At 70.3% G+C, this 18,689-nt stretch carries 17 protein-coding genes; 4 read left to right on the top strand and 13 right to left on the bottom strand.

Going from position 1 to position 18,689, the window contains the following annotated elements:
• Nucleotides 1-37 precede the first annotated feature (37 nt).
• The 7 genes from GA0070215_RS18710 to GA0070215_RS18680 are packed head-to-tail and all read right to left on the bottom strand — an operon-like array spanning nt 38 to nt 8,210.
• Entirely contained in the window at nt 38-724 is a 687-nt protein-coding gene (locus GA0070215_RS18710) for a DUF624 domain-containing protein (RefSeq protein WP_208600378.1), read from the bottom strand.
• The gene (locus tag GA0070215_RS18705) at nt 712-2,760 is read right to left on the bottom strand and encodes a heparinase II/III family protein (protein ID WP_018787753.1); all 2,049 of its coding nucleotides are present in this window, start codon (nt 2,758-2,760) and stop codon (nt 712-714) included. Before GA0070215_RS18705 ends, GA0070215_RS18710 begins: the two co-directional genes overlap by 13 nt.
• A complete protein-coding gene (locus GA0070215_RS18700) occupies nt 2,760-4,340 on the bottom strand; it encodes a heparinase II/III domain-containing protein (RefSeq protein ID WP_141708216.1) in 1,581 nt (526 codons plus the stop codon). Before GA0070215_RS18700 ends, GA0070215_RS18705 begins: the two co-directional genes overlap by 1 nt.
• Nucleotides 4,337-5,104 carry an SDR family NAD(P)-dependent oxidoreductase gene (locus tag GA0070215_RS18695; RefSeq protein ID WP_018787751.1) on the bottom strand — a complete coding sequence of 256 codons (768 nt, stop codon included), beginning with the start codon at nt 5,102-5,104 and terminating at the stop codon, nt 4,337-4,339. Before GA0070215_RS18695 ends, GA0070215_RS18700 begins: the two co-directional genes overlap by 4 nt.
• 14 nt (nt 5,105-5,118) lie before the next feature.
• Nucleotides 5,119-5,982 carry a carbohydrate ABC transporter permease gene (locus GA0070215_RS18690; RefSeq protein ID WP_167361529.1) on the bottom strand — a complete coding sequence of 288 codons (864 nt, stop codon included), beginning with the start codon at nt 5,980-5,982 and terminating at the stop codon, nt 5,119-5,121.
• The gene (locus GA0070215_RS18685; RefSeq protein WP_091048037.1) at nt 5,972-6,898 is read right to left on the bottom strand and encodes a carbohydrate ABC transporter permease; all 927 of its coding nucleotides are present in this window, start codon (nt 6,896-6,898) and stop codon (nt 5,972-5,974) included. Before GA0070215_RS18685 ends, GA0070215_RS18690 begins: the two co-directional genes overlap by 11 nt.
• 22 nt (nt 6,899-6,920) lie before the next feature.
• A complete protein-coding gene (locus GA0070215_RS18680) occupies nt 6,921-8,210 on the bottom strand; it encodes an ABC transporter substrate-binding protein (RefSeq protein WP_196806752.1) in 1,290 nt (429 codons plus the stop codon).
• Between the two features lie 253 nt (nt 8,211-8,463).
• Here GA0070215_RS18680 and GA0070215_RS18675 point away from each other — a divergent pair, with 253 nt between their 5' ends.
• The 4 genes from GA0070215_RS18675 to GA0070215_RS18655 all read left to right on the top strand — a co-directional run bounded on the left by GA0070215_RS18675 (nt 8,464) and on the right by GA0070215_RS18655 (nt 13,577).
• A complete protein-coding gene (locus GA0070215_RS18675) occupies nt 8,464-9,525 on the top strand; it encodes a LacI family DNA-binding transcriptional regulator (protein ID WP_036346448.1) in 1,062 nt (353 codons plus the stop codon).
• Nucleotides 9,526-9,534: 9 nt separating this feature from the next.
• Nucleotides 9,535-10,296 carry an IclR family transcriptional regulator gene (locus tag GA0070215_RS18670; protein ID WP_018787746.1) on the top strand — a complete coding sequence of 254 codons (762 nt, stop codon included), beginning with the start codon at nt 9,535-9,537 and terminating at the stop codon, nt 10,294-10,296.
• Nucleotides 10,297-10,380: 84 nt separating this feature from the next.
• The gene (locus tag GA0070215_RS18665) at nt 10,381-11,538 is read left to right on the top strand and encodes a polysaccharide lyase family 7 protein (protein ID WP_018787745.1); all 1,158 of its coding nucleotides are present in this window, start codon (nt 10,381-10,383) and stop codon (nt 11,536-11,538) included.
• Between the two features lie 65 nt (nt 11,539-11,603).
• Nucleotides 11,604-13,577 carry a chondroitinase-B domain-containing protein gene (locus GA0070215_RS18655; RefSeq protein ID WP_208600377.1) on the top strand — a complete coding sequence of 658 codons (1,974 nt, stop codon included), beginning with the start codon at nt 11,604-11,606 and terminating at the stop codon, nt 13,575-13,577.
• A gap of 64 nt (nt 13,578-13,641) precedes the next feature.
• Here the strand turns inward: GA0070215_RS18655 and GA0070215_RS18650 are convergent, their stop codons facing one another.
• From GA0070215_RS18650 to GA0070215_RS18625, 6 genes are all read right to left on the bottom strand, one after another.
• On the bottom strand, nt 13,642-14,499 hold the full coding sequence (locus GA0070215_RS18650; RefSeq protein ID WP_091047958.1) for a fumarylacetoacetate hydrolase family protein: 858 nt from the start codon (nt 14,497-14,499) through the stop codon (nt 13,642-13,644).
• Between the two features lie 614 nt (nt 14,500-15,113).
• On the bottom strand, nt 15,114-15,494 hold the full coding sequence (locus GA0070215_RS18645) for a VOC family protein (RefSeq protein WP_018787742.1): 381 nt from the start codon (nt 15,492-15,494) through the stop codon (nt 15,114-15,116).
• Between the two features lie 20 nt (nt 15,495-15,514).
• Nucleotides 15,515-15,757, bottom strand: coding sequence for a DUF5988 family protein (locus GA0070215_RS18640; RefSeq protein ID WP_018787741.1), 243 nt, complete (start codon nt 15,755-15,757; stop codon nt 15,515-15,517).
• 252 nt (nt 15,758-16,009) lie between these two features.
• Complete coding sequence (locus tag GA0070215_RS18635) at nt 16,010-16,747, bottom strand: ABC transporter permease (protein WP_018787740.1); 738 nt, start codon at nt 16,745-16,747, stop codon at nt 16,010-16,012.
• Nucleotides 16,744-17,685 (bottom strand): ABC transporter ATP-binding protein, encoded by a 942-nt coding sequence (locus GA0070215_RS18630; RefSeq protein WP_018787739.1) that lies wholly within the window; start codon nt 17,683-17,685, stop codon nt 16,744-16,746. The genes GA0070215_RS18635 and GA0070215_RS18630 overlap by 4 nt, the downstream gene beginning before the upstream one ends.
• A 303-nt stretch (nt 17,686-17,988) precedes the next feature.
• Nucleotides 17,989-18,651 (bottom strand): HAD-IA family hydrolase, encoded by a 663-nt coding sequence (locus tag GA0070215_RS18625; protein ID WP_091048033.1) that lies wholly within the window; start codon nt 18,649-18,651, stop codon nt 17,989-17,991.
• Nucleotides 18,652-18,689 lie beyond the last annotated feature (38 nt).

Here is an 18,689-nt window from a genome sequence, read left to right as displayed (position 1 = left end):
GCGGCCGGCGCGAGGGCGGTGCTGGTAGGTGGTGTCGTCATGGCTTCCTCTTCCGGTCGGGCGGGGTGCAGGGGTGTGGACGGTCGGCGAGCCACAGGCCGACCAGCAGTGGGAGGGTGCCGCCGAGGAGCAGCGGGCCGACCGCCAGCGGGGCGGTCAGCACCGGCGCTGCGATCGCCACGGCGAGCAGCGCCAGGCCCCGGCGGGGCGCGGCGAAGGCGAACAGCAGAGCGCCCCGGCACCAGCGCCGCACGTCGCCGCCCGGGTCGCGGGCGGCGGTCACCGCCAGCGCCAGGTGGTACGGCACCGACGCCAGCACGAGCCCGATCTGGAGGGCCAGCAGGGCGAGGGCGGCGACGCCGGGGCGGGTGGTGAGGAAGACGACGTTGGCCACCAGCACAAGTCCGGCGACGGTCGACAGCAGCGCGTGTCGCCACAGCCGCCGCCAGTAGCGTCCGAAGGCTTCCAGCGTGTCGAGGAAGGGCCGGGGCCGCCCGTCGTCGCGCCACTGTCGCAGGGCGTACGCGGCGGCGGCCAGCGCCGGCAGCCAGGTCACCACGCCCAGGCAGAGCAGGAGAAGGGCGCAGCCGGCCAGCGCCGGGTACGCGACGAACTCCAGCATCCGCAGGGCGGCGCCCTCCCAGCCGGTCTGCCGTTCTCCGACCGGATGACGCCGGTCCGGGGCGGACCGGCTGATGCGCGTTCCGGCGGTCAGGCTGGCCACGGCAGCACCCGGGTCACCGGCTCCGCGCCGTCCAGCAGGACCCGGCCGGCCAGTTCGACGTGGGTGGCACCGACCACGCCCACCCGCGCGGGGTGATCGTCGGTCGCCGGCACCAGGATCACGGCAGCGGCGTCGGCCCGTACGCCCTCGCCCTCGATCCGTCGTGTCGTCGGGGCGAGCAGGACCGTCTCACCGCCACCGAACCGGATCCCGGTCCCCGCGGCGCAGTCGGCGGTCTCGGCGGTGGCCGGTGTCGGGGCCAGCGCGGAGGTCGGCTCGATGGTGGTCAGGATCTGGCTGCGCGGCGTGGGTGCGACCCGGACGCGGACGGTGTGCAGCGTACGGACGATCCGCAGGCTCGGGGTGCTGGCGGTGGGGTTGGCCTCGATCTCGGTCGTGCCCTGGCTGACCGTGGCGTCGTCCGGGGCGAACCGGCGCACCTGGGCCTGCGCCGGGCCGGAGCGCAACACGACGTCGCCGTCGACGAACTCGGCCGGCCAGTCCGAGTGCAGCAGGAACGTCCACTCCCGCGGCTGCTCGGCGGCGAGGTCGTCGAGGATCACCAGCCGGCCGGACGGGGTGAAGACCAGTGTCCGGTCGACGCGCCGGACGCCGAGGGCCGGATCGAACATCGCGCCCGACTCGGCTGTCGCGTGCACCAGGCCACCGTCGGCGAGCACGTCGCGCAGCCGGGCCTGCCGCTCGTACGGCAGGTCCTTGTAGACGTGGTAGCGGTCCTCGCCGGCCCAGCCCTGCCCGTCGACGAGGACGAGGTTGTGGTGGGCGGCCCGCTTACGGTTGCAGTAGCCGTCGTCCACGGCGAGGAACGCGCCGTGGACACCGAACACGAACGATCCGGCGTCGGGGTGGTGGTGCCCGGCGTTGAGGGTTTCCCAGCCCTTGTCGCGGCGGAACCGGTCGGCGGTCTCCCATGCGGTGTGCCCGCCGCCGGGTGCCGACTTGAAGCTGACGAAGGCCGCGCCGTCGTGCCAACCGGTACGGGCGGTCACCTGGCCTAGGTCGGGGAAGTGTGCGGTGGTCGGCACCGTGTCCGCCGGGTCGACGACGGGTACCTGCGGGTCGTACCAGAGCAGTTCGTAGCCGGCCTCGGGCATCACCCCCGGCCGCACTCCGGAGGCGTATGCCTCCCGCCAGTAGTGCCGTTCGGCGACGTGGTCGGCGAGCCAGCGGGCCCGGCCGTCCCGGTAGGCGGCGGCGAGCTTGTGGTAGAGCGCCACGCTGTGCCCGGATCGGCGGTCGTGGCAGTCACCGTGGTCGACGTTCTCCTCGAACCCGGGAGCGCACTGGTGCAGCCGCCATTCGAAGGTGTGGCGCAGGAAGCCGCCACGCTCCCACCAGTCGATGCCCTCGGCGTGCTGGAGCAGGTCGAGGTGGATGGCCAGCCACGGCACACCGTACCGCCAGTAGACGACGCCCTCGGAGTCCGACCCGTCCGCGGGCATCAGGTCCAGCACGGTGCCGAGGTTGTCGCGGGCCCGGTCACTCCACTGCGGCTGGTCGAGGACGTAGCCGGCGGCGGCCAGCCCCGTGTAGCAGATCCAGTTGTGGTTCTGCCAGTAGCTCGACGACCACCAGGTTCCCTCGGTCTGCACCGCGAAGTCGTACATCCGCTCGCCCTGGAGCAGCAGCTTGGCGCGCAGCGCGTCGGCCTCGTCGCCGGGCAGGTCGTCGCGGAGCCAGGAGTACGCCAGGGACAGCCCGTGCAGCAGCCAGCCGGCGTCGAGGTCGTGGTCGGGCAGCTTCGCCTTGCCCCAGTGCGGGAAGGACACGGCGATGCTGATCCACCGTCGGGCCTCGGCCAGGTAGCCGGGCTGCCCGGTGAGGCGGTAGGCCAGGGCGAGGTTCATCGCGGCCGGACCGAAGTAGGTGATGCTGGCGGTCGGGTGCTCGGTGGGCGGGCTCTGCCCGCGGTACCACTCGCACTGCTCGTACAGTCGCCGCCACTGGGCGGTGTGGGTGGTGGTGAGCGCGGCCCGCAGCTCGTCGAGCCGATCACCGATCAGCAGGGGTTGCATCAGGTTCCCATCCGGTAGACGGAGCGGAAGGTCACAGCGGTGGCGTCCGGCACGGTCCAGTCGACCCAGGTCCGGACGCGCTGCGGGTCGTCGGCGGGGCCGGGACCCGGCCGGCAGAGCACGTCGGCCGGTACGGATGCGGTGTGCGACCCGCGCAGCTTCTGCCGGCCGGCCCAGGCCGTCTCCAGCGCGCCACCGGCGCCGGGCCAGACGGTGAGGTCGACGTCCGGACGCAGGTGGGCGACGACCAGGCGGGGCCGGTCCGTCTCGACGGTCAGTTCATCGACGAGCGCGCCGTCCCGAAGGGCCAGCTCCCGGCGGGCCGTCACCCCCGGGTAGGCCGTGTCGCAGCCAACAGCGACCGACCGGTTGTCGTGCCCGATCAGGTATCCGGCGCACTCGGCCTGGTCCGACCCGTCGACGCTGAACGTCGGGTGCGCGGCGGTCGAGGCGTAGTGGCGACGCCATCCCCGGTGCGCGTACGGTACCTGGCCGGGGTCCGGCTGCCAGGGGGTGTCCGCGCCGTAGAGATAGAGGGCCAGCTTGTCCAGGTGTCCGTGCGAGCCGCCGTGCGGGCCGAAGTCCACCACGGCGTGCAGCCCCGCTCCGCGCAGCACCGCGTAGCCGGCGCTCGAATGCAGCGTGACCGGCTCCGTCGGGGTCGGCGGCACACCGAGCAGTGGTAGCAGTTCCCTCAGCTCGGCCAGCTCGTACGCCGCCGGCGGACGGTCGTACGGGCCGTCGTGCAGGGCGGGCAGCAGACCGCCGGAGGTGGTGAGGGATTCCAGCACCCCGACCATCGCGGTGAGTCGGTCCCGCACCTCGCCGGGCACGTCGACGTGGGGCATCGCGTGCAGCGCCAGCAGGTACGCGCGCAGCACGAAGCCGTGGTAGTAGGTCGACCCCTCCCACTCCCATCCGTCCGGCCGAACCGCTGCCGGGACGTGGGCGCACAGGCCGTGCGGTCCGGTCAGCCACTCCGGCCGGCCGGAGCAGACCGCCCCGGCGGCGATGAGCCAGGCGGTGTAGTTCGAGTCGAACCGGCCGGCACCGATCAGTGCGTCGCGTGCCTGCCCGGCCGCCGTGGCGAGCGCACGCAGCAACTCCGTCACCTCGGCGGGCAGTGGGTGGCCGGCCTCGCGCAGCGCACGAGCGGCCTGCCCGACGGTCACCGCCCAGATGGCCTCGGTGAGCGCCTGGTGGAACAGTCGGCCACGCAGCATCCAGTCGGCGGCTCCCTCGTGCGGGGCCGCGCCGAGCGCCGCGTACTGCCGGGCGTACCCGGTCAGCAGGTCGACGGCGGTGTAGCGGTCGGCGGCGTGCGGGGACCGGGCGAGCGCCCGGATCTGCCGGGCGCACGCCTGGTGGGCCAGCACGGTCCAGGCCCCCCGTACCGCGGGTTCGTCGACCCGGCAGCCGTGCCGGCAGCGGGCACCGCCGTCGGGGAAGGCGCCGGAGAGCAGCCCCTCGTGTTCGAGTTCCACCCCGTGCGCCGGGCAGACGTAGGCGTGCCACCAGCCGCCCCGCGCCGCTGGCGGCGCGGGGCGGCTGGTGGACGGTGCAACGGTGGTGTCGGTCACCGGAACCACGCGCCACCGTCGATGTCGATGGTGGCACCGGTGACGTAGGAGGCGGCGTCGGAGGCGAGCCAGACGATCGCGCCGGCCACGTCGTCCGGGGTGCCGCCCCGCCCGAGCGGCACCCCGCTGATGATCGCCTCCTGAGTGGCCGGGGCGGTGAAGGTGTCGTGGAAGTTGGTGCCACCGATGAAGCCCGGGGCAACCGCGTTGACGGTCGCTCCGCTGGTGGCCAGCTCCTTGGCCAGGCCCTTGGTCAGTCCCCGCACTCCCGCCTTCGCCGCCGCGTAGACGGCCGAGCCGGCGCCCCCACCGTTTTGCGCCGCCAGCGAGGACATGGTGATCACCCGTCCCCGGGCGCCGGCCGACCGCAGGTGCGGGATCGCCGCCCGGACGGTGCGGAACGTGCTGCCCAGGTTGAGGTCGACGACCTCGGCGTAGTGTTCGTCGGTCATCTCCGCCACCGGGCTGCGGCCGACCATGCCACCGGCGTTGCAGACCAGGATCTCCAGGCCGCCGAGGAAGCTGGTGACCTCGTCGACGAGGTCACCGACCTCGCCGGTTCTGGTGAGGTCGGCCTGCCGGACGACGGTCTTGCGGCCCAGGGACTCGATGGCGGACGCCACCTCACCGGCCGGGCCGGCCGAGTGCCCGTGGTGTACGGCGACGTCCGCCCCGGCCTTGGCCAGCCCCACGGCGATGGCCGCGCCGATCCCGTGGCCGGCGCCGGTGACGAGAGCCCGGCGTCCGGTCAGGTCGAAAGTCATCAAGGTGCTCCTTCTTACTTGATTCCGGCAGTGGCGAAGCCCTGCACGAAGTAACGCTGGGCGAACAGGAACAGCACGATCATCGGCACGGTGGCCAGCGTCGAGCCGGCCATCAGGTAGGACCACTCGGTCCGCTCGGCCAACTGGAAGGCGGCCAGGCCAACCTGGATCACCCGAAGATCGTCGCGGGTGGTGACCAGCAGCGGCCAGAGGAAGTTGTTCCAGCTGCCCTCGAAGGTGACCAGGGCGACGGTGGCGATCGCGGGTTTCACCAGCGGAGTCATCACCCGGGCGAAGATCCCGAACTCGCCCATCCCGTCGATGCGTGCCGCCTCCTCCAGCTCTCGCGGCAGCGAGAGGTAGAACTGCCGGAACAGGAAGATCGCGAACGGGGTCAGCGCCCCCGGAACGATCAGGACCCACCACGAGTCGAGCCAGCCGTAGCCGCCCCGCCCGAGGTAGTCGTTACCGCCGAAGAACGGCATGCCCTTGGCGATCAGATACTGCGGGACGATCTTCGTGTAGGTCGGGATCATCATCATCGCCAGTACGGCCATGAAGACGACGGTCCGGCCCCGGAACGGCACCCGGGCGAGGGCGTACCCGGCCATCGTCGCCAGCATCAGGTTGATCACCGTGTGCCCGATGGCGATGAACAGGCTGTTGCGGAAGTACGTCCCGAACGGTGCGTAGTCCAGCGCGGCCTGGTAGTTGCTCCACACCCACTCGTCGGGCAGCAGGTTGGGCGGGTAGGCGGCGATGTCGGCACGGCTCTTGAGCGACGTCAGGATCATCCAGAAGAATGGCACGACCATGACCAGGGCACCCCCGCCGAGCATGAGGTGCAGTGCCAGGCGGGGAGCGAGTCTAGGCTTCATCGGCGTCCTTCCCGGTCAGCCGGCGGCCGATCACCGTCAGGACGAGCAGGAAGGCGAAGAGCACCAGGCTCTGCGCACAGGCGACCGAGATGTTGAACTCGCTGAATGCGGTCCGGTAGATCTCGTACGTCATCACGGTTGTCGAGTTCGCCGGACCGCCGTCGGGGGTCAGCACGTACACCTGGTCGAAGACCTGGAACGCGTCGATCATCGAGACGATGAAGACGAAGAACGTTGCGGGCTTCAGCAGGGGCAGGGTGATCGCGAAGAACCGGCGGAGGCCCGAGGCACCGTCGAGGTCCGCCGCCTCGTAGAGGTCGTGCGGGATGTTCTGCAGGGCCGCCAGGTAGATCAGCATCTTGAGGCCGATGCCCTTCCAGATGCTGACCAGGATCACGGCCGGCATCGCCCAGTCGGGGTCGGACAACCAGGCCGGCCCGTTCACCCCGACGCGGTCCAACAGCAGGTTGAACAACCCGAGGGTGGGCTCGAACATCCACATCCAGACCAGCGCGATCGCGACGGTGGCGGTGATGTGCGGCATGAAGAACGCCGCGCGGTACCAGGCCCGCGCCCGGATCTGTTGGTTCAGCAGCACCGCGATGAACACCGCGATCGCCATCGCCACCGGCACCGTGAAGAAGGTGAAGATGATCGTGTGCCAGATCGACCGGTTCCAGATGTCGTCGGCGAAGATCTCCCGGAAGTTGTCCAGGCCGGCCCACTGGATGGTGCCGGCGATCACGTCGTAGTGGGTGAATGCCAGGCCAAAGGTAGCCACCACGGGCAGGCCGATCCACCAGACCAGGTGGATCACCGATGGGGCCAGCATCAGATAGGCCGCGCGGCGGCGGTCGGCGCCCAGCCGTCGACGGCGGGGCGGGCGTGGCGCCCGGTTCGCGGACGCCACGCTCACGGATTCAAGGGTGGTGGTCATGTCAGCCCTTGGCGATCGCTGCCTGCGCCTTGGCCGCCAGCTCGTCGAGCGCCTGCTGCGGGGTCTTCTGGCCCAGCAGCGCGGCCTCGATGGCCGCCTTGAAGTCACCCCGGATCTCCAGCCAGGCCGGTACGCCGCCCTCGGAGAACGCGGCGTCGAGGTTCTCCATCGCGAACTGCGCGGCCTTGTTGCTCTTCACGTAGTCGGAGTCGGCGAGGCCGTTTAGCGCCGGGACGTTGCCCCGCTGCTCGTTGGCGGCGAGCGAGGCCTGCTCGTCGGTGAGGAAGCGGACCAGCGCCTTGGCCGCGGCCGGATGCTGGGACTTGGCGGAGACGGTGGCGAGGGTGCCACCCTGGAACATCGCCGGCCGCTCGTTATTGATCATGAAGAAGCCGATCTTGTCTTCCTTGACCAGCTCCGGCGCCTGCTCCTCGATCGCCAGCAGGTGGTTGTTGTGCCCCACCATCATCGCCGCCCGGCCCTGGGCCAGCGGGAGACTGGTGGCACCGGGCTGGGTGAAGCCGAAGTCCTCGGACTTGTCGGTACGGATGATGTCGGTCATCAACTGCAACGCGCCCACCGCCTGCGGGCTGTTGAAGGCCGGCTTCCCGTCGGGGGTGAACAGCTCACCACCGTTGGCCCACATCAGCGGGAGGAACGTCTGCCGCAGGTCGTTGGAGAGGATGTCCACTCCGGCACGGGTGAGCTTGCCGCTACCGTCACGTACGGTCAGCTTGCGGGCCATCTCCCGCAACTCGGTGAAGTTGCTCGGCGGCGCGGTGATGCCCGCCTGGGCGAAGATGTCCTTGCGATATATCCCGAAGCGGGTGTCCAACATGATCGGCAGGCCGTAGACCTTGTCCTGGTAGATACCCGGCTGGACCACCCGCTCGTTGTACCGCTTGGTCAGGTCCTGCTTGTTCTCGTCCAGCTCGGCCAGGGCGCCCTTGGCCGCGAACGGCGGGATCCACCCGACTCCCATCAGCATCACGTCGTACGGCCGGCCGCCGGCGATGGAGGTGGTGAGCTTCTCGTTGAGCTTGGCGTACGTGGTGTAGTCGACCTCGACCGCGACGTCGGGGTGCTTGCTCTTGAAGTCGGCGAGCTGCTTCTCCAGCACGGTCTTTCCGTCGGCGCCCTCGAAGATCGGCGTCAGCAGGCGAACGGTGCCGCTGACCTTGCCGTCGTCGCCGTCCCCGCTGGGGGCCGGTCCGCCGCATCCGGTGGTGAGCAGTGCCGCCGTCAGCACCGCCGCCAGCGGGCGCAGTCGGCTCCGCCTCGTCTCTGTCATCATCTCGTCCCTTCCGCGGCGGAAGCGCCGCCGCCCTGGGTCACCGCTACGTCACGAACTTGGCTACCGCTCAATGCATCGATTTACTGGTGGAACGATGCAGCAAGGCTAGGAGCGAGGCGCAGGTATGTCAATGGCTGGACACAGGCCAGCAACACGGGGTTAACTGAGCGGGTCAATATCCGCCATGAGACGGTAAACCCATACACTCCTTGCGTTCCGTTTCCCCCGCGTAGCACAGGAGAGCCCCGGTATGGCTGGTGTGACGATCTACCAGGTCGCAAGGGAGGCTGGGGTGTCCCCCAGCACCGTGTCGAACTTCCTCAACGGACGCCCCGGACGCATGCTCCCACAAACCCGCGCACGGGTGGAGGCGGCCATCGACCAGTTGGGATACCGGCCGAACCGGGCCGCCCGCCAGCTCCGTACCGGCCGGATCCAGGTGATCGGTCTGGTGGTCCCGTCGGTGGCCAACCCCTTCTGGGGCAACTTCGCCCGCTACCTGGAGCGGGCAGCCCTGGCCGACGGCTACCACGTCCTGCTCTGCAACAGCGAGCGGGAGCCCGACCGGGAGCTGCGTTACCTCGAAGAACTGTGGGGCGACGGCATCCGCGGAGTCGTGCTCTGCTCCTCGCTGCCCTCGCTGGAGCATGTCCTGCCCCTGGTCGAGCGCGGCCTCGGCCTGGTCGCGTTCGACCGCACCGCCCAGGCCGGCGATCCCCCGGCGCTGGTGAACATCAGCGTCGACAACGTGGTCGGCGCCCACCTCGCCACGGCCCACCTACTACAACTCGGGCACCGACGGATCGCCTTCGTGTCCGGCTCGCTGCGCAGCATCAACCGTCGGGAACGCTTCCGCGGGTTCACGAACGCCTTCGAGCAGGCCGGCCTCGATCCGGCTGAGGCGATCATCTGGTCGGGCAACGCCGAAGACGAGCCGTACGGCGACCTCGACGCCGCCGGCCTCGGCCGGTCCGCGGCCCGCGACCTGCTGCACGGACCGGACCGGCCGACCGCCATCGTGGCGATAAACGACATGTGCGCGCTCGGGGTCAGCGCCGGGGTCCGCGACGCCGGCCTGCGGGTCGGTCGGGACGTCTCGGTCGTCGGCTTCGACGACATCGTGCTCGCCGACCTCGCCGCGCCGCCGCTGACAACCGTCCGTCAGCCCATCGCGGACATGGCGACGGCGGCGTTCCGGCACCTCCTCGCGCGCATCGAGGACCCGGACGGCGGACCGAGCCAGTCCCTGCTGCTGCGCCCGGAACTGGTCGTCCGCGCTTCCACCGGGCCCGCGCCCGACCCCCTGGAGTGAGGAACGACCATGACGACAGGCGGCGGCGTCGCGCGGGTCAAGTCGGCGGACCGGACAGTGGAACTGCTGGAACTGCTTGCCGCATCGCCCGATCGACGCACGCTCGTGGACCTGGCCCGGGATCTCGGCATCCCGAAGAGCAGCATGCACGGGCTGCTTCGCACCCTCGTGCAGCGCGGCTGGGTGGAGACCGACTCCGCCGGCCTGCGATACGGCCTCGGCGTGCAGGCTCTTCGGACCGGATCCGCCTACCTGCGCACCGACCGGTCGATCCGACGCCTGACCCCGGTGGTGGACCGGCTGCATCGCGAGCTCGACGCCACCGTGCAGCTCGGCCGGGTCACCGGAGGTCAAGTGGTCTGCCTGGTCAGCAGGGAGAGGCCCGGCGCACCACCGGCGATCGCGGCGGGCCGGCACGCACCGGCCCACACCACCGCGCTGGGCCGCGCGGTGCTGGCCCGACTCACCGTCCCCACCCCCTCCCGTCCCACGAACGCCCCGGGGAACAGCCACCACCTCGACGACCTCGTCCGTACCGCGAAGCGCGGTTACGCCGTCGACTGGCACCCGGACGGAGCGCCGGCCTGCTCCTGCGTCGCGGTGGCGGCCCCACCGAAACTCGGCCCGTACGACGCCATCGGCGTGTGCGTGGCGGGTAGCCGGCTGACCGAGGGACAGGCGAACCGGATCGCGGTAGCCATCAACTCGGCGATCACCGCAGCACTGACCGGCAGAGCGCCGACCGGTAACCGATTCGAAATCTCCCGTTGACGTTCCAGTCACAACCTTCTATGGTCACGCGGCACTAGTGCCGCATAGTTCACATATGCGAACTACCACCAGAAGGATCAAGTAATGCGACGAATCGGAATCCTCGCCCTACCCGTCCTACTCGCCGGTGTCAGCGCCGGCCTGCTCGCCACCCCGGCCCAAGCCGCCACGGCACTGCCGGTCACGGCGGTGACCGCCAGCTCGAACGACGGAAACGTGCCGGCGAACACCATCGACAACAACCTCGGCACCCGGTGGTCCGCCCAGGGTGACGGGTCCTGGATCCGTTTCGACCTCGGGTCGAGCGTCCAGGTGGGTTCGGTGGCGATCGCCTGGTACCAGGGCAACCAGCGCGCGAGTAGCTTCGCCGTGCAGACGTCGACCAACGCCAGCACGTGGACCACTGCCGTCAGCCAGCGCCAGAGCAGCGGCAGCACCCTTCAGCTCGAGACGTACGACTTCACCGACCGATCCGCGCGCTACGTACGGGTGCTCGGCTACGGCAACACCGTCAACACGTGGAACAGCATCACCGAAGTCAAGGTCTACGGAGCCGACGGCGGTAGCAGCCCGACCTGCGCCGTGCCGGCCGACGTGCTCAACCTGACCAACTGGAAGGTCACGCTGCCGACCGGCTCGTCCGGCAGCCCGACCGAGATCAAGCAGCCGGCCCTGGACAGCTACCAGGTGTCCCCCTACTTCGTGACCACGGACTCGTGCAAGGCGGTCCAGTTCCGCGCCCCGGTCAACGGCGTCACCACCAGCGGGTCGAGCTACCCCCGTTCCGAGCTGCGGGAGATGGCCAACAACGGCACGAGCAACGCGAGCTGGTCGTCGACCTCCGGCACCCACACGCTGATCGTGGACGAGATGTTCACCGCGCTGCCCTCCACCAAGCCGCACGTGGTCGGGGCCCAGATCCACGACGCCGACGATGACGTCACCGTGTTCCGGCTCGAGGGCACCAGCCTCTACATCACCAACGACAACGACACGCACTACAAGCTGGTGACCAGCAACTACCAGCTCGGCACCCGCTTCGAGGCCAAGTTCGTGGTCAGTGGCGGCCAGATCAAGGCGTACTACAACGGCGTCCTGCAGACCACCATCACGAAGAGCTTCTCCGGCGGCTACTTCAAGGCCGGCGGCTACACCCAGGCCAACTGCTCGAACTCGTCGCCCTGCTCCAGCTCCAACTACGGCGAGGTCAAGATCTACGGCCTCACCGTCACCCACTCCTGAGGCATTCTCCGCCCGGGGGTCCGACCCCCGGGCGGAGTCTCCGCTTCCCCCGCTTGGAGAGCCACATGAGCAGTACAAGAGTCAGCATGCGCGGCACCGTCCTGATCGCGACGCTCACCGGTAGCGCCCTCGTGGCGCTGCCCGCTCTCGCCGCCACCAGCCACCGTGTTTCATCGGCCGACATCCCCCGGTCCGGCCTGCAGGCGGCGGTTGCCGGTCCGTTGCCCATCTGCGCAGCCAGCGCCAGCAGCCACGACGGTAACGTGCCGGCGAACACCATCGACGGCGACCTCGGCACCCGGTGGTCCGCCGAGGGCACCGCCTCCTGGATCCGCTACGACCTGTGCTCGACAGTCACCGTCGGCGCCGTGAACATCGCCTGGTACCGGGGCGACCAGCGCCAGACGACTTTCTCGGTCCAGACCTCGACCAACGGCTCGACCTGGACGACAGTGGTGCCCACCCGGAAGAGCTCGGGATCGACGCTGCAACCGGAGACCTACGACACCACAGCCGTCGCCGCCCGGTACCTGAGAATTCTGGGGTACGGCAACAGCGCCAACGGTTGGACCTCGATCACGGAGACCGCCGTTCGCGCAGCGGGCGCCAGCCCCACCACGAGCCCGACGACGACCCCCACCACGTCCCCGGCCCCGAGCCCCACCACGTCTCCGGCCCCGAGCCCCACCACGCCGCCTCCCGGCGGCACCGTCGTGAACGTCTCCTCGACCGCGCAGCTCACCACCGCGATGGCGAACGCCGCCGCAGGACACACGATCGTGCTCGCCGACGGCAACTACTCGATCGGCAAACTCAACGCGAGGAACGGCACCGCTGCCGCACCCATCACGATCACGGCAGCCAATCAGGGCCGGGCCGTCATCACGGGCGGCCAGCTCGAGGTGCTCAACTCGTCGTACGTGACGTTCTCCGGGCTGAAGTGGACGAACGCCAACACGCTCAAGGTCACCAGCTCACACCACATCCGGCTGACCCGCAGCCACTTCCGACTGACCGAGTCGAGTTCGCTGAAGTGGATCATCATCCAGGGGGCCGGCAGCCATCACAACCGGATCGACCACAACCTGTTCGAGGAGAAGCACCAGCTCGGCAACTTCATCACCATCGACGGATCGTCCAGCCAGCAGTCCCAGTACGACCTCATCGACCACAACCACTTCCGCAACATCGGGCCGCGGGCCACGAACGAGATGGAGGCGATCCGGGTCGGCTGGAGCGCGATCTCCCAGTCGAACGGGTTCACCACCATCGAGCACAACCTGTTCGAGAACTGCGACGGCGACCCGGAGATCGTCTCCGTGAAGAGCAACGACAACACGGTGCGGTACAACACCTTCCGTACGTCGCAGGGGACGCTGTCGCTGCGCCACGGCAACCGCAGCCAGGTGTACGGGAACTTCTTCCTGGGCGGCGGCAAGGCCGGCACCGGCGGGGTCCGGGTCTACGGACAGGACCACAAGATCTACAACAACTACTTCGAGGGCCTGACCGGGACCGGGTACGACGCGGCGCTCCAGCTCGACGGCGGTGACGTGGACACGTCCGGTGCGCTCTCCTCGCACTGGCGGGTGTACCGGGCGATGGCTGTCAACAACACCTTCGTCAACAACGTCTCGAACATCGAGATCGGGGCGAACTACAGTCTCGCCCCGGTGGACAGCGTGGTGGCCGACAACATCGTGGTCGGCTCCACGGGCAAGCTCATCAACGAACTCAAGACACCGAACAACATGACCTACACCGGCAACATCGCGTGGCCGACGGGTGCTGCCGTCGTCGGCGTGCCCGGCAGCGCCACCATCGCCAACCCGCTGCTGGTGGCGCAGGGCGAGGTGACCCGGATCGGCGCGGGAAGCCCGGCTGTCGACGCGGCCGTCGGCGGCTACGCCTTCGTCACCGAGGACATGGACCGGCAGCCCCGAAGCGGCAGCGCCGACGTCGGTGCCGACGAGCGGTCGACCGCTCCGGTGACGAACAAGCCGTTGCTGCCGGCCGACGTCGGCGTCGGCGCCCCCTGACCGACCTGCGGAAGACCGGCCGCCACACCCGCGGGTGTGGCGGCCGGTCACCGTCGTGGTCCGGTCAGGGCCGCGCGGCGCGGCAGGTCTGCCGCTGCTCGCCCAGCCCTTCGATCCGCGCACTCATCACGTCCCCCTCGGTCAGGTAGGGGAATCTGCCGGACATCGCAACGCCCTCGGGTGTACCGGTGTTCACCACGTCGCCCGGCTCCAGCGCCAGGTACTGACTCAGGTACCAGACCAGGTAATACACGTCGAAAACCATGTCCGAGGTGCTGGACGCCTGCCGTTGCTCGCCGTTGACCCGGCTGCTCAGCGCGAGGTTCTGCGGGTCGTCCACCTCGTCCGCGGTAACCAGCCACGGCCCCAACGGGTTGAACGACTCACAGCTCTTGCCCTTGGCCCACTGCCCGCCGCTGTCACTCATCTGGAACTCCCGCTCCGACAGGTCGTTGGAGACGGTGTACCCGGCGATGACGTCAGCGGCGTCGGCGGGTGAATCGAGGTAGTGGGCGCTGCGACCGATGACGACCGCGAGTTCGACCTCCCAGTCCGTCCTCGTCGCCCTCCTCGGAAGCACGATGTCGTCGTACGGGCCGACCACGGTATTTGTCGCCTTGAGGAAGACGACCGGCTCGGCGGGTGGCTCCACACCGGACTCGGCGGCGTGCCGGGCGTAGTTCAGCCCGATGCACGCCACCGTGCCCGGCCGGGCGATCGGCGCACCGACCCGCATGCCGGAGACGTCGATCTCCGGTAGCCCGCCGGCGTCCAGCGCGGCCCGTGCCCGCTGGATGCCGTCACCGGCCAGGAACGCGCCATCGATGTCCCCGGTCAGCCCGGCCAGATCAAGGTGACGGCCGTCCTCGGCGAGCAGGACCGGCCGTTCACCACCTCTCGGACCGACACGCATCAGCCTCATGCGTGAAGCCCCAGCGCCTGCGCTACGCCACCTGCGGCGCCGGCGACAACCTGCTCGCTGAGCCGGGGGCCTCTCAGACTGGTACTTCGTGGGTTCATGGCAGCTCCTGAACTTGAGGGGTGCGTGTGGTACATCGATACACTAACGGAAGCGCGGAGGTTTATGTTTCATCATCAGGCGTGTGGTACTCGAGCGGCTCAACCTCGGCGACCACAGAAGGCGTCACGGTGATTCGATACACTGCGGTCCTGTCCCCCACGCACCGATGCCGCGGCCACCGCGCGGGCCGTCGGCATCGTTCGGCTGACCGCCCTTCTCGACCTCGGCGCGGCTCGGGTGCCGCTCCCGGGGTTCGGGCGGGGCCGGGCAACGGCCTGGGCCACCGGCGACGGCACCTCGGCAATCGCAACCGGCAGTTCCTGGTGATCGCGCTCAGGGACGTCGTGCACGCCAGCCTGGTGCACGCCTACCTGGTGCCGGCCGCCGGTTGGGTTCCGGATGCCGGACGGCTCCGTACGCTGGTGGCGGAGGCGCTGGGGAAACGCCGGACGGGCGGGAACCCGCACCGTACGCGCGGGCGCCCGCGAGCTGTCCCGGGTCCGCCGGGACTCGCCCTACCCCGTCCGCTGCGGGCCGACGACGCTCCAGCAGAGGCCGGCCGGGTCGCGCAACGTGACCTGGTGCGACGGGCCGGCCGGCGGCTCGACGTGGGCGCCCGCGGCCACCGCCCGCCGCAGCACCGACTCGGGGTCCGTCCGCTCGATGGTCAGCACCTCGTCACGGTTCGCGGCCACCGACAGGTCGCCCGCCTCCCACCACTCGCTCACGATCAGGCGATGACCGCCGACGGCCAGTTCGGCGTGCACGACATGCCCGTCGAGCAGGCACTCCCGTTGGATGGCCACGGCGTCGAAGACGTCCGTGTAGAAGGCGATCGCCTCGCTCGTGTCGCTGACCGTCAGGTGCGGTGCCGTCCGCTGGTCGTGTGCCCGCATGAGACTGCTGCGTCCCTTCGCTACTCGGCGATCCGGGTCCGGCCGGTCCAGCGGAAGACCACCGGCTCGACCGTCGTGACGGCGGCGCCCCGCTCGAAGTGCTCGTACCCGCCGTAGTACAGAATCTTGATCTTCTTCTCTGCCCTGGGCACCCGACGGCTGCGCAGATCGGCCGGCAGACCGACCGGGCCACCCTCCAGGACGACATCGATGACGCCAGCGGCGTCCCGGGCGACCGGATCAGCTTGCGAAACGTCCTTCATGGCACGACCTCCGTCGCATTCCGCACACGTCACGAGCCGCCGCAGGGGCGACGGCGGCTGTGTCCACACAGGCCCAACGACACCCGTTGCCGGGTGGACGGACGCTCCGCGGTCGAACGTCCTTGTCCGGTGAGCGGCCACCCGTTCAGCGCCGAAAGTAGTGCAGATCACATTTCGTGAGCACCCTTAGCGCACCCCTAGAATCGGTCCTGGGCAGCGACGATGCCCGGACCACCCGGTCGGGAGGCGGGCTTACTCCCAGCGGAAGAACCGCGTCGCCCCCAGGGCGGCGACGGCGGCCGTGACGGCCAGGGCGATCAGCTGCGGCAGCTCGGGGTCGGCCCCCGCCCACGCCGCGCCGATGGTGTCGACAGTCGCGCCGAGCGGCGAGTAGTCGGCCACGGCCGCCAGGGCACTCGGCATCCGGTCGCGGGGCAGCCAGGCGCCGGCCAGGAAGAGCAGCGGAAAGAACAGCGCGGGGCCGATCGACTGAGCCGCCCTGGCCGACGGCGCCAGCGCCGCGATCAGCAGGCCGACGGCGAACAGGCACGCGACCCCGAGGAGGAAGGCCAGCACGAACCCGGGCAGGTTGGCCGGTGCCGGCTGGTCCAGCAGGAACCGCACGGCGATCGAGGTGACCACCGCGCCGAGCACGCCCATCACGAGGTTGACCACGACCTGGGCGACCAGCAGCAGCGCGGGCCGCACCGGGGTGGTCGCCAGACGACGCAGGATCCGGCGCTCCCGGTAGATGCCCAGTGCCATCGGCAGGGTGAAGAGCGCGAGCATGCCGATGGTGAGAGCCAGCGCGAGCGACGGCAGGAACGTCTGCTCGGCGTGCTGGCCGGTGTCGGCGGCGGTACCGGCACGCTGCGGCAGGCCGAAGACGAGCATCAGGCCGATCGGCAGGGCGAAGACGAAGAACAACGACACGGGTTCCCGGAGGAACAGCTTCGTCTCGACGGCGATCAGCTTGGACAGGGCGCTCACGACGACCTCCCGTCGGTCGGGGACTGCGCGGCGGCCCGGCCGCCGCGGCCGGTCAGGGCGACGAAGGCGTCGTCGAGGGTGGGCTGCTCGACCCGCAGGTCCGTGTAGGTCGTCCCGCGCCCGTTGAGCACTGCCAGGACCGACTGGAGCACGTCCTTCGTGCCGGTCACCGTCACCTCCGCCCCGTAGCGGCTGACCCCGGTCACGTCGGGCGCGGCGAGCAGGAGGGCGTCCTCGACCGGCTCTGCCGGGCGGAAGTGCACCCGGTGCTCGCTGCCGACCCGGGCGAGCAGGCCAGCGGGGCTGTCGATGGCCACCATCCGCCCCTGGTCGATGATCGCGATCCGGTCACAGAGTCGTTGCGCCTCTTCCATGAAGTGGGTGACCAGCACGACGGTGACGCCGCGGTCGCGAATCCGCTCGACGAGATCCCAGGTGTCCCGGCGGCCCTGCGGGTCGAGGCCCGTGGTCAGCTCGTCGAGGATCGCGACCTCCGGCCTGCCCACCAGTGCCAGGGCCACCGACAGTCGCTGCTTCTGCCCGCCGGAGAGCTTCTGGAAGTACGTGTTGCGCTGCTCGGCCAGGCCGAGGTCGGTCAGCAGCTCGTCGATGTCGGCCCGGTTGCGGTAGAAGGACCGGTACAGGTCCAGCGCCTCCCGCACCCGCACCTTGTCCGGCAACTGGCTCTCCTGGAGCTGGGCGCCGACGCGCTGGCGCACCTCGGTGCGGTCGCGCACCGGGTCCAGCCCGAACACCCGGACGCTGCCGCCGTCGGGGCGGCGCAACCCCTGCACGCACTCGACAGTGGTCGTCTTGCCGGCTCCGTTCGGGCCGAGGACGCCGAAGACCTCGCCCTGCTCGACAGTGAAGGAGACGTCGTCGACCGCGACCTTCTCGCCGTACCGCTTCTGCAGATGATCGACCTCGATGACCGGCATCCGGGATGGTCCTCCTTCACGTGCGGTTTGCCGCCGGGAAGGGCGGACCCCTCGGCTGATCGCGGCGTCGGTCCGCGGGAACGGGCCGGACCCGGGCCGACCGACGCCCGACATCATCCGCGCAACCGATGCGCGGATCAACTGATCAGGTGATGAATCGGGGGTGTCGATGCGGGGAACGGCCCTCCACAGGGGTGCCGCCCCGCGACAGGGGTGTCGCCCGGTCACGCTGAGTGTCCGGGCGTCCGTCCGGCCGGGCGGCGGCTCCGGGCGGCTTCCCGCCCACGGATCCGGTGTGGCTCGTCACCGCCGGGCCGGGCACAGCGGCAGCAACTCGTCGAGCCGGGTCAGGACGACGTCCGGCCCGGCCGTGCGCAGCGTCTCTTCCTCGGACTCGCCCCACAGCGCGGCCACCGCCGTCACCCCGGCCGCCCGCGCACTGGCCAGGTCACTGGGCGCGTCGCCGACCATCAACGCCTCCGCCGGGTGGGCCCCGAGCAGGTGCAGTGCCCGCCGCACGATGTCGGGCGCGGGCTTCGGACGGGGCACCTCGTCCGAGCCCACCACGTGGTCGACGAGCGGCAACAGGTCGAGCCGGCCGAGCAGTTCCCGGGCGCGTACGCCGCTGCGGCCGGTGGCCACGGCGAGCCCGATCCCCCGCCGACGCAGGGTGCGCAGCAGTTCCGCCGCGCCGTCGACCGGGCTGACCCGGTGTGCGAGGCGGTTGCTCTGCCGCACGAACGGCTCGGCGAGCGCCGCCGGCAGGCCCATCAGCTCCAGCACCTCCGGCAGGTACCGGCCCGGGTGACGGCAGTACTCCTCGACCGGGGCCATGCCGTCGCCGACCACCTCGGCGTAGGCGAGGGCGAACGCCTCTCTGGCCACGGCGAGACTGTCGACCAGCACCCCGTCGAGGTCGAACACCACCGCGCGGACACCGTCGGGTGCCGCCGCCCTCGCGACCACCGATGTCACCTCCCGTCCGCACGACCCGCCCCGGCCGG

The organism is Micromonospora marina (assembly GCF_900091565.1).
In the GTDB taxonomy this organism is placed as follows: Bacteria; Actinomycetota; Actinomycetes; order Mycobacteriales; family Micromonosporaceae; genus Micromonospora; species Micromonospora marina.
The sequence above is the reverse complement of the archived record's forward strand: the minus strand, read 5'-3'. Positions and strand labels throughout refer to the sequence as shown.